Source organism: Enterovirga sp. (assembly GCF_035325185.1).
Classification (GTDB): Bacteria; Pseudomonadota; Alphaproteobacteria; order Rhizobiales; family Beijerinckiaceae; genus Enterovirga.
Map to the genome: position 1 here is coordinate 1 of NZ_DAOLAJ010000129.1, position 8,305 is coordinate 8,305.

11 protein-coding genes and 1 pseudogene are annotated in these 8,305 nt (G+C 66.9%); 4 read left to right on the plus strand and 8 right to left on the minus strand.

The window, feature by feature from the left end; all coding sequences use genetic code 11:
- A partial coding sequence (locus tag PKD06_RS17440; RefSeq protein ID WP_324382371.1) for a hypothetical protein occupies positions 1-285 on the minus strand: 285 nt, incomplete at its 3' end.
- Positions 265-646: pseudogene (locus PKD06_RS17445) on the minus strand (P-type conjugative transfer ATPase TrbB); the annotation flags it as partial. The gene PKD06_RS17440 and the pseudogene PKD06_RS17445, both read right to left, overlap by 21 nt.
- A gap of 261 nt (positions 647-907) precedes the next feature.
- Here PKD06_RS17445 and PKD06_RS17450 point away from each other — a divergent pair.
- Positions 908-2,110, plus strand: a complete 1,203-nt coding sequence (locus PKD06_RS17450; RefSeq protein WP_324382353.1) for a D-alanyl-D-alanine carboxypeptidase — start codon at positions 908-910, stop codon at positions 2,108-2,110.
- Between the two features lie 79 nt (positions 2,111-2,189).
- On the opposite strand, the gene PKD06_RS17455 is transcribed toward PKD06_RS17450, so the two are convergent.
- From PKD06_RS17455 to PKD06_RS17465, 3 genes are read right to left on the minus strand one after another with little or no spacing between them, the layout of a single operon-like run.
- Positions 2,190-2,699, minus strand: coding sequence for a cytochrome P460 family protein (locus tag PKD06_RS17455; RefSeq protein ID WP_324382369.1), 510 nt, complete (start codon positions 2,697-2,699; stop codon positions 2,190-2,192).
- 22 nt (positions 2,700-2,721) lie between these two features.
- A complete protein-coding gene (locus PKD06_RS17460) occupies positions 2,722-2,904 on the minus strand; it encodes an alpha/beta hydrolase (protein ID WP_324382355.1) in 183 nt (60 codons plus the stop codon).
- 40 nt (positions 2,905-2,944) lie between these two features.
- A complete protein-coding gene (locus PKD06_RS17465; RefSeq protein WP_324382357.1) occupies positions 2,945-3,655 on the minus strand; it encodes an alpha/beta fold hydrolase in 711 nt (236 codons plus the stop codon).
- Positions 3,656-3,864: 209 nt separating this feature from the next.
- Between PKD06_RS17465 and PKD06_RS17470 the strand changes: the two genes are divergently transcribed.
- Entirely contained in the window at positions 3,865-4,554 is a 690-nt protein-coding gene (locus tag PKD06_RS17470; protein WP_324382359.1) for a hypothetical protein, read from the plus strand.
- A 156-nt stretch (positions 4,555-4,710) separates the two neighbouring features.
- On the opposite strand, the gene PKD06_RS17475 is transcribed toward PKD06_RS17470, so the two are convergent.
- From PKD06_RS17475 to PKD06_RS17485, 3 genes are all read right to left on the minus strand, one after another.
- A complete protein-coding gene (locus PKD06_RS17475) occupies positions 4,711-5,217 on the minus strand; it encodes a LysR substrate-binding domain-containing protein (protein ID WP_324382361.1) in 507 nt (168 codons plus the stop codon).
- Between the two features lie 155 nt (positions 5,218-5,372).
- A complete protein-coding gene (locus tag PKD06_RS17480) occupies positions 5,373-6,608 on the minus strand; it encodes a PHB depolymerase family esterase (RefSeq protein WP_324382363.1) in 1,236 nt (411 codons plus the stop codon).
- A gap of 64 nt (positions 6,609-6,672) precedes the next feature.
- The gene (locus PKD06_RS17485; protein ID WP_324382365.1) at positions 6,673-7,089 is read right to left on the minus strand and encodes a CopG family transcriptional regulator; all 417 of its coding nucleotides are present in this window, start codon (positions 7,087-7,089) and stop codon (positions 6,673-6,675) included.
- A gap of 31 nt (positions 7,090-7,120) precedes the next feature.
- Here PKD06_RS17485 and PKD06_RS17490 point away from each other — a divergent pair, with 31 nt between their 5' ends.
- The gene (locus PKD06_RS17490) at positions 7,121-7,657 is read left to right on the plus strand and encodes a hypothetical protein (protein WP_324382373.1); all 537 of its coding nucleotides are present in this window, start codon (positions 7,121-7,123) and stop codon (positions 7,655-7,657) included.
- 277 nt (positions 7,658-7,934) lie between these two features.
- On the plus strand, positions 7,935-8,174 hold the full coding sequence (locus PKD06_RS17495) for a sulfurtransferase TusA family protein (protein WP_324382367.1): 240 nt from the start codon (positions 7,935-7,937) through the stop codon (positions 8,172-8,174).
- Positions 8,175-8,305 lie beyond the last annotated feature (131 nt).

Genomic DNA, 8,305 nt, shown 5'->3' on the forward strand with positions numbered 1-8,305 from the left:
CCTGACCGTCTCCCGGCTCACCGTCGCCGCCAGCCTCATCGGAGACCTCGCCAAGGAGTGATCATGTGGCGGAGCCGATCCATTAAGGCGTAAATTTTGGTCGTGCGGCCTCAGCGTGAGCGACCGATTGGCTGCAGGTGCGCGCTGGGTGATCCAGGGCGCGGCGTTGTCGCAACGCGGGAAGACGATGTAGGGCGAGGTGCCGGTGAGCGGGATCATATGGGCGAGATTGAGCGTCGAGAGGGGCGGCTGGCGGACATTGGCATAGTCGTCAAGCGTGAACACCGCGACGGCGGGCTTGCGGATCGCGAAGGCAGGGGGCGACGACGGGCGGAAGCAAGCCCTCGAAGCGTTCGCCGGTCTTAGGCAACTCGGCCGAGACGCGCGGTGCGCGGGCATGGACCTCCGCGCCGACATGGTGGGCGACCAGGCGGACGATGCGTTCGCCGTCGGCGGCCGACATCGTCTCGCCCGTATCCGCCAGCCCCTCCGAGAGTCGATCGATCCAGATGCGGCCGTCCGGGTTCAGGATCACCTCGACCACGGCGGGGTCTTCGAGATGGCGCGCGATCGCCGGACCGAGGGCGGTTCGCAGCATGCGCGCACCGCGCGCGCATGCCTCCCGCCTGAGATGAGCGGCTGTCATATCGCCCCCGTTTTCGACAGGGACGCGACAGGCGGCTCCCAGGTTGGGAGCGACTAAAAGAACCTCGGATCAGGCCGGTTCAACAAAATTCGGCCGTAGTAGTAGCGTGGCGTGCAAATACAGGCGAACGGCGGAGCATCGATCAGGGAGTTGGTCCCGACAATACCTCCGAGATTCGAATCTCTGATCCTGGAAGGTGGGAAAATGGATCGGTTCCAGCCGTGGGACATGTGCATCCGGAGTTCCGCGAACCGCGGTGGCGTGCACCATTCCGGGGCCGCCCTGTGGTTTCGCCTGCTGGCCGTGGCTCTGGTCCTGCTGCCTGTTCCGGCTCTGGCGGGGATCGAGGAGAAGATAGCGGCCCTCGCGCCCTCCGCTTCGGTTCTCGTGGTGGATTCCGGCGGCCGTGAGTTGGTGGTCCGGAATGCGGATGAGCCCTTCGTTCCGGCCTCCGTCACCAAGATCGTGACGGCCTGGCTGGCCATGGAGGTGCTGGGCGGCGACTACCGCTTCGAGACCCGCTTCTATCTCGACGACAAGCGGGTGCTCTACGTGCGCGGCGGAGGCGATCCCTTCCTGGTGTCGGAAGAGCTGGCGATCCTCGCGACCAGGCTGGTCGCAGCCATCGGCAAGGAGCCGATCACAGGCATCGTGCTCGACGCGAGCTACTATCCGTCCGACCTCGCCATCCCGGGCATCGAGGAGAACCGCGCGGCCTACAATGCGCTGAACTCCGCCCTGGCGGTGAACTTCAACACCGTCTATGCGGCGCGCCGCGGCGAGACGGTGCGTTCCGCCGAGAAGCAGACCCCGATCACCCCGCTCGCGATCGCCGAGTTCCGAGGGCGGGGCCCGAAGGGAAGCGGACGCATCAGCCTGAGCCAGCAGCCTGAGATCAGCCTGCGATATGCGGGCGAGTTGATCGCCGCCTTCATGGAGCGGGCCGGCGGCAGCGTCAGGGGTGAGGTCTCGATCGGAGCCGTGCCGGAGGGGCTGGAGCCGGTCTATGTCCACCGGCAGTCGCGTGCCCTGTCCGAGATCCTCGTCGAGCTGCTCCGCCACTCGAACAACTACATTGCCAACCAGGTCTTCCTGGAGATCGGCGCACGGCGCCTGGGCGGGCCGGTGAGCATCGAGAAGTCGCTTCGCGTGGCGAGAGCGCTGCTCGCCTCACACGATCTCGCGACGAGCATTCATCTGGAGGAGGGCTCCGGCATCAGCCGCGACAACCGCTTCACGCCCCGCGGCCTCGCCAAGGTGCTCGAGCTTTTCGCAGCCCATGCCGACCTGCTTCGCGGCCATGACGGGGGGGCGAACAAGACCGGCACGATGGAGGGCATCCGCACGCTCGCCGGTTATGCCGACACGTCCAGCCACGGACGGGTCCGGTTCGTGATCTCCCTCGCAAGCGACGATGGCGAGATGCGCTTCCGGCTGCTTCGCTTGATCGAATCTGAATTATAGCGGGGCGAAGGCGCCGGCCGCATCGCCCACCCAGCGCTCGAAGGAGACAGGTTCCGCCAGCCGACGCCAGTTGGGCCTGTTACGGCGCATAGCGCGTGAAGACGTAGTCATGGCTCTGCACCCGCGCCTGATGGCAGGCGAAGCAGGTCTGGTGCTGCGCCGCGTCGACCGGCTTGCCGTCGATGAAGCGGCCGAAGCCCCAGCCGCCGGTGGCGGCATATTTCTTCGAATCCTTGACCATGACCTGGATCGTGGTGGCCGCTCCGGGAACGGTGGCGGGCTCGAACTCGGCGGATGGCATCTGTTTCCACGCAAGCTTCACCAAGACCGTTCCGTCCGGGAACGGCAGGGTGCCGGCGCGATAAGTGTCGATCGCCGCCTTGTTGCCAACCACCGCGCGGAGCTCGTCGAGCGGCTCCGCCTCGAGCGCTGGCGCGATCAGTTCCCAGTGTCGGTATCCTTCGGGAACCGTGACGCCGTAGATCGGCGATGCGGCGTCGGACCCTGAAGCGCTTTCGACCGCGGATACCGCGACAAGGAGCGATGTCAGCGCCGCCCCCGCGCATGCCAGGAGATAGATAGGCTTCATGAGACGGCCCACCCGTTGATTGTCAAAGCCCGCCGACGTCGATGACCGCCTGGGCAAAGGCTTCAGGGGCCTCCTGCGGCAGGTTGTGGCCGATGCCGCCAGTGATCAGTCGGTGCTCGTATTTGCCGGAGAACTTCCTGGCGTAGGCTGCTGGATCGGGATGGGGGGCGCCGTTCGCATCGCCTTCCATGGTGATCGTCGGCACCCTGATCGCTGGGAGCGCGGCCAGCTTCTGTTCCAGGGCGTCATATTTCGGCTCGCCCTGCGCCAGACCGAGCCGCCAGCGATAATTGTGGATCGAGACGGCGACGTGGTCGGGATTGTCGAAGGCCTGAGCGGAGCGATCGAAAGTGGCGTCGTCGAAGGCCCATTTCGGCGAGGCGAGCTCCCAGATCAGGCGGGCGAAATCGCGCGTGTATTTCGTGTATCCGGCATTGCAGTTCCGCCTTAGGCGGCAGAGGCGCCTCGCTGAGCTTCTGGCTGCCGATGAGATAGCCGCTGACCGAGACCATTGCCTTGCAGCGCTCGGGCCAGAGCGCGGCGACGATGTTGGCCGTTCGCGCCCCCCAATCGTAGCCGGCGATCGTCGCCTTCTCGATCTTCAGGGCATCCATAAAGGCGATGATGTCGGCCGCGAGCGCGCCTTGCTGACCGTTGCGGGGCGTCTCGTTCGACAGGAAGCGCGTCGTCCCGTAGCCCCGCAGATAGGGAACGAGGACATGGCATCCGGCGGATGCCAGCAGGGGCGCGACGTCCACATAGCTGTGGATGTCGTAGGACCAGCCGTGCAGGAGGATGACGACAGGTCCGTCGGCAGGGCCGTCTTCGGCATATCCAACGTTCAGGACACCGGCCTCGATCTGCTTCAGCGCGCGGAACGATGTGTGCGTCCCCGGCCTCACCGCCGGGGGCTTCGACGATGTCTTGTCGCTTTGCGCGTTCCGGCTCAGCCACATTGGCGCATGCTCTGATGGGGATCTCGCTGCATCTGAGCGGAGAGCTTGGCCGTGCACGGGCCGCGCTCGAAGCGGCGTTACGATGCGGGCCGCATTTCCCTGGAGCGACGACAAACTATCTCGGCTTCGAGGGCAGGACGCTGGCCGGCGCGATCCTGGCCCGAACGCTTTGGCTCCAGGGCCATTCGGACCGGGCCCTGGAGCGCGCTTTGCTGACCGTCGAGGAGGCAGAGGCCGCCGATCATCCCTTGACGCTTTCCATCGCCCTGGTCTGGGCTGTGTCGGTGTTCTTGTGGGCCGGGGACCTTATGCGCGCCGAGGAGCATATCGATCGCCTGTTCTCGCGCGCCGGGCACCATTCTTTCGGCCCCTATCTCGCTGTCGGGCGAGGCTTCCAGGGAGAGATCGCCATTCGGCGAGGCGATGCGGGGAGCGGGATCGAGAGCCTGCAGAACTGCCTCGCGGAACTCCATGGGGCGCCATACGAATTGCTCACCACGCCGCTCACCATCGCGCTCGTTCAGGGCCTCGCCGCGACAGGGCGGCTTGCCGAAGCCCTTGCGTGGATCGAAGAATCGATCACCTCGGTCGAGGCGAATGGCGATCTCTGCTACATGCCCGAATTGCTGCGCTTGAAGGGCGTGATCGCTCTCGCAGCGCCGCAGCCGGATGCCGATCAGGCGGAAACATGTCTCGAGCGGTCCCTCGAACTGAGCCGGCGTCAAGGCGCGAGGGCATGGGAATTGCGCACCGCCATCGACCTGGCCGCTCTCCTGGCGACACGCGGCGAGCGCGAACGGGCGCGACAACTCCTCGATCCGCTCGTCGCGCAATGCGCGGAAGGCCTGGAAGCAGCCGACCTCGAGCTTGCCGCGAACCTGCTGCAGGAGCTGCGTTAGCGCCAACGCATGTGCCCGTGCTGGCCACACGCCGAAGCAGACATCGGCTCGCTGCCATAGAACGGAGGTTATGCCTGCAGCAAGGCGGGCTTGGTTCTCGGAAGCGCTTACCGACATGTTCCGATGGATCCGCCTATGGTCGGGTGGATCCACGCGTCATCGCAGCCGCGTCGCCAGGAAATCCACGAAGACGCGGATGCGTGCCGGGATGGTCGCGCCGCCCACGAAGACGGCGTGGATCGCCTCGACATCCCCGGGATTGAACTCCTCCAGGATCGGTACGAGGCGCCCCTCCGCGATCTCCTGCGCGACGCTGAAGGCGCCGACCCGGGCGATGCCGACCCCGATCGCCGCGAGCTGCCCCAGGGTCTCGCCGTTATTGCCCTCGATGCTGCCCTTCACGGACATGGCGAAGTCGCGGCCCGACCAGCAGAAGGGCCAGACCGGCTCCGCCCGGCGGAAGTTGAAGTTCAGGCAATTGTACTGGTGAAGATCTTCCGGAACCTGCGGCGTGCCGTGGCGGGCCAGGTAATCGGGCGAGGCGACGATCACGCGTCTCGATTCGCCGAGCTTGCGCGCCGTCAGCGTGCTGTCCGACAGCGGCCCGAACCGGACCGCGACGTCGGCCTGGCCGCCGGCGATATCGACCAGCGTGTCGGTCAAAGGAGCATGAGCGCCAGAGGACATTTGGCGCTTGCCCGATTCCAGACCTTCCGAAGCAGCTTGGTGACGGCGCCGGGGATGGCAAGCAGCCGCGAAGATCACTACGGCCCTTCGCCCGCCGGCCGTCAGCTGACTGGTGAATCGGAGCCATTTGATCAGGTGCCGCCGTTCGCGTGCTGCTTGAAGAAACGGATCATCTCCCGGCTCGCGTCCGGGCCGCGAGGATCGGTGTGCGACCCGGCCGCGCTCCCGCCAGCCCAGGCGTGCCCTGCGCCTTCGACTGAAACGTGGACGAGCCACTCTCGTCCGGATGGGTCCGCATAGGCCGTTCGCGTGAAGGCGATCCCGGCCGGCGACGTCGCTCGCGTGGTGGCGGCCCGGAGGTCGCCACCGAGCTGCTGGGCGATGACCTGCTCGCCGTTGACGGCGTGAACCGTCTTGTCCCGGTCGCCGTGGAACACGATGGTCGGCACAATCGTCTCGCCGCTGCGGGTCCGGACGATTCCGCCGCCCTTCATGGCCGCGAGCGCCGAGGGCAGGTCGCTCGCCGATCCACAGGCGAGCCCGGAATGCACGCCGACCGCGGCATAGAGGTCGGGATATTCCTGTCCCATCACCGCCGCCGCCGCGCCCCCGGCCGAGAGGCCGGCGACGTAGACGCGCGCCGCATCGACCGAAAGCTCGGCCATGACGGCCCGGGTGATGCCTGCGACGAGGGACGGCTCGCCGCGGCCGCGCTGCTGATCCCCGACGCTGAACCACTTCCAGCAGCGCTGCGGATGAGCCGTGGCGGGCTGGCCCGGATAGGCGACCAGGAAGCCCTGTTCCTCAGCGAGCTCGTTCATGCGCGTGCCGGCCGCGAAGTCGTCCGGCGATTGCGTGCAGCCGTGCAGCATGACGACCAGCGGAACGCTCCGTCCACCGTAGCCGCTCGGCACGTAGAGCTTGTAGGGCCGCGTCCCGGCCTCGTTGGTGAAGCTCCGCTCCTCGAAACGAGCGCCGGCGGGCACCGGAACGGGCCGCGTCCTTCTCTCGAGGCCGGGCAATCCATCGAGTCCGGGCAGATCATTGAGGTTCGGAGCAGGGGCATCCGCGCTGACGCGGTCCAGGATGGATTGCACGAAGTCTGCCATGCCACCACCCGAGGCTGCGCCCTGCACGGTCGCCTCGGAAGGGATGAACGAAGGTGGCGTCCAGCTTCCGCCGGGATGGGCCGGCGCGACCATGTCGATGACGTCGTGATCCGGCGGGTTGTGGGCGCGACCGCGAGGTTCCGCATCGGACGTCCGTCCGGCCGACGCACCTCCTTGAATCAGGGCGACCGCCTCGGCGAGCCGACCATTCCTGGTGAGGCGCAGCACTTCGCTCATGTCGACGTTCAACGGGTTCATCCTGGTGTCCTTCGGCAAGCTCGGCCCCATGTCGGTTCGACATGGTTGTCTGATGGAGGGAGCGTCAGCTCATCCGGTCGCGAAGCGCGGCTTTCACATCCGCGCTGGCCTGGAAGCTGCCGAGCACCTGGACCGACGCGATCGTCGCGCGCGCCAGCTCCGGCGTGACGTCGGCCGCGATGCTGACGAGGCCGAGCACCTGGATCTCGAGCGCCTCGCCGGCCGCCTGCAGCTCTTCGAGTTCCCGCCGCGTGATGTGTCGTAAGCCGAGATCGAGGCTCTTGCGGGCTACCGACTTCCTCACCTCGCCGTCGTGCCGGGAGAGCTGATTGCGGATCGCGGTCCGAATGAAATCCGTCCGGTTCGAATAGAAGCCCTCGGCGACGAGGAGGTCGATCTGGCCGAGATCGACGAAGCCGAGATTGATCGTGATCTTCTCGCTATCGACCGACCGCCCCCGTCCCCAAGCGTCAATTGCCACGCCATCCTCCGACCATCCACATGGATGGTATATGCGGTGTCCATTGAGTTTTGCAAGGGATGGCGTCAACACGATCGGCAATGACCCGCCGAGCGAGGCGCCCGTCGCGCTCGACGAGCCCCACCTTCGGCATGAGCGCCGCGAGGCTCTGGATTCCCGCGCGGGCGCGGCCGGCCGCGACGCTTTCCAGCATCTCCCCGACGAGGAACAGGAAGACCACGGCCGCATCGATGCCAGCGCCCAGCAGATCGCGAGCGCTGCGGCGCATCCAGCGGTCACCTACGCGGTCGCGCCGCCCGAGCGCAGGCATGTCGAGGACGGCTATCGTTCCCTCCCATTCCCGTTCCCCGAGATCGAGGCACCGTCGCTCGACATCACGGTTGTCTGGAAGCTGCCCGATCTCTTCGGGTACGTGGACACTTGGTCTGCCGTGCGCGCCGCGGAGAAGGCTGTGGGGCGCGCCGAGATCGACGCCTTCCATGCCGAACTCTCCGAGGCCTGGGGCGATCCGGATGCGATCAAGCGGGTGAGTTGGCCGCTCTCGTTGCGCATCGGTCGCGTCTCCTGAGGGATCGATCGAGTTCGCCGGACATCGGAGGAACCATGGGCCCTGACGCCCTGCAGGCCGGCCTGAGCATCCCTTTGGCGTAGGGTTCCGCGCTCCACTTGACCCACGTGGCGTTGTGGGTACGGTTTGCGGGTGGTCGCTCCTCGCGCGCCATGCCCCGTGGGGGCTGGCCAACTGCCGTGCTCGGCAGGGCGTGGGCGGGAGCCGGCCGCCTTCCTCACCAGAACCGGTATGTCCGTGCCCGGGCGGCGTCAGCCGAACGGGCCGGCGGAGTCGCATGGACGCCATCGAGACCTCGGAGACCTGGGACGCGGGCCCTATGGGCTGCGGCGAGCTGGTCATGGTGCTGCGGCTCAAGCTGCGCGCCATGCCGGGCCGGGTCGTCCGGGTGATCGCGCGCGATCCTGGGGCGCCCGAGGACATCCCGGCCTGGTGCCGCATGACACGCAACGAACTCCTCCGCCACGAGCCGGACAGCCACAGCTTCTGGATCCGCTCGCGGACGGACTGGACCTGAAGGAGCCTCCCCATGCCCGGACAATTCGTCGTCTCGATCAGCTGCGCCAGGAACGACACCGACAAGGCCACCGTCGGCTTCGTCGTCGCCAATGCGGCCGTCGCCTCGGACAAGGAGACGGTGGTCTTCCT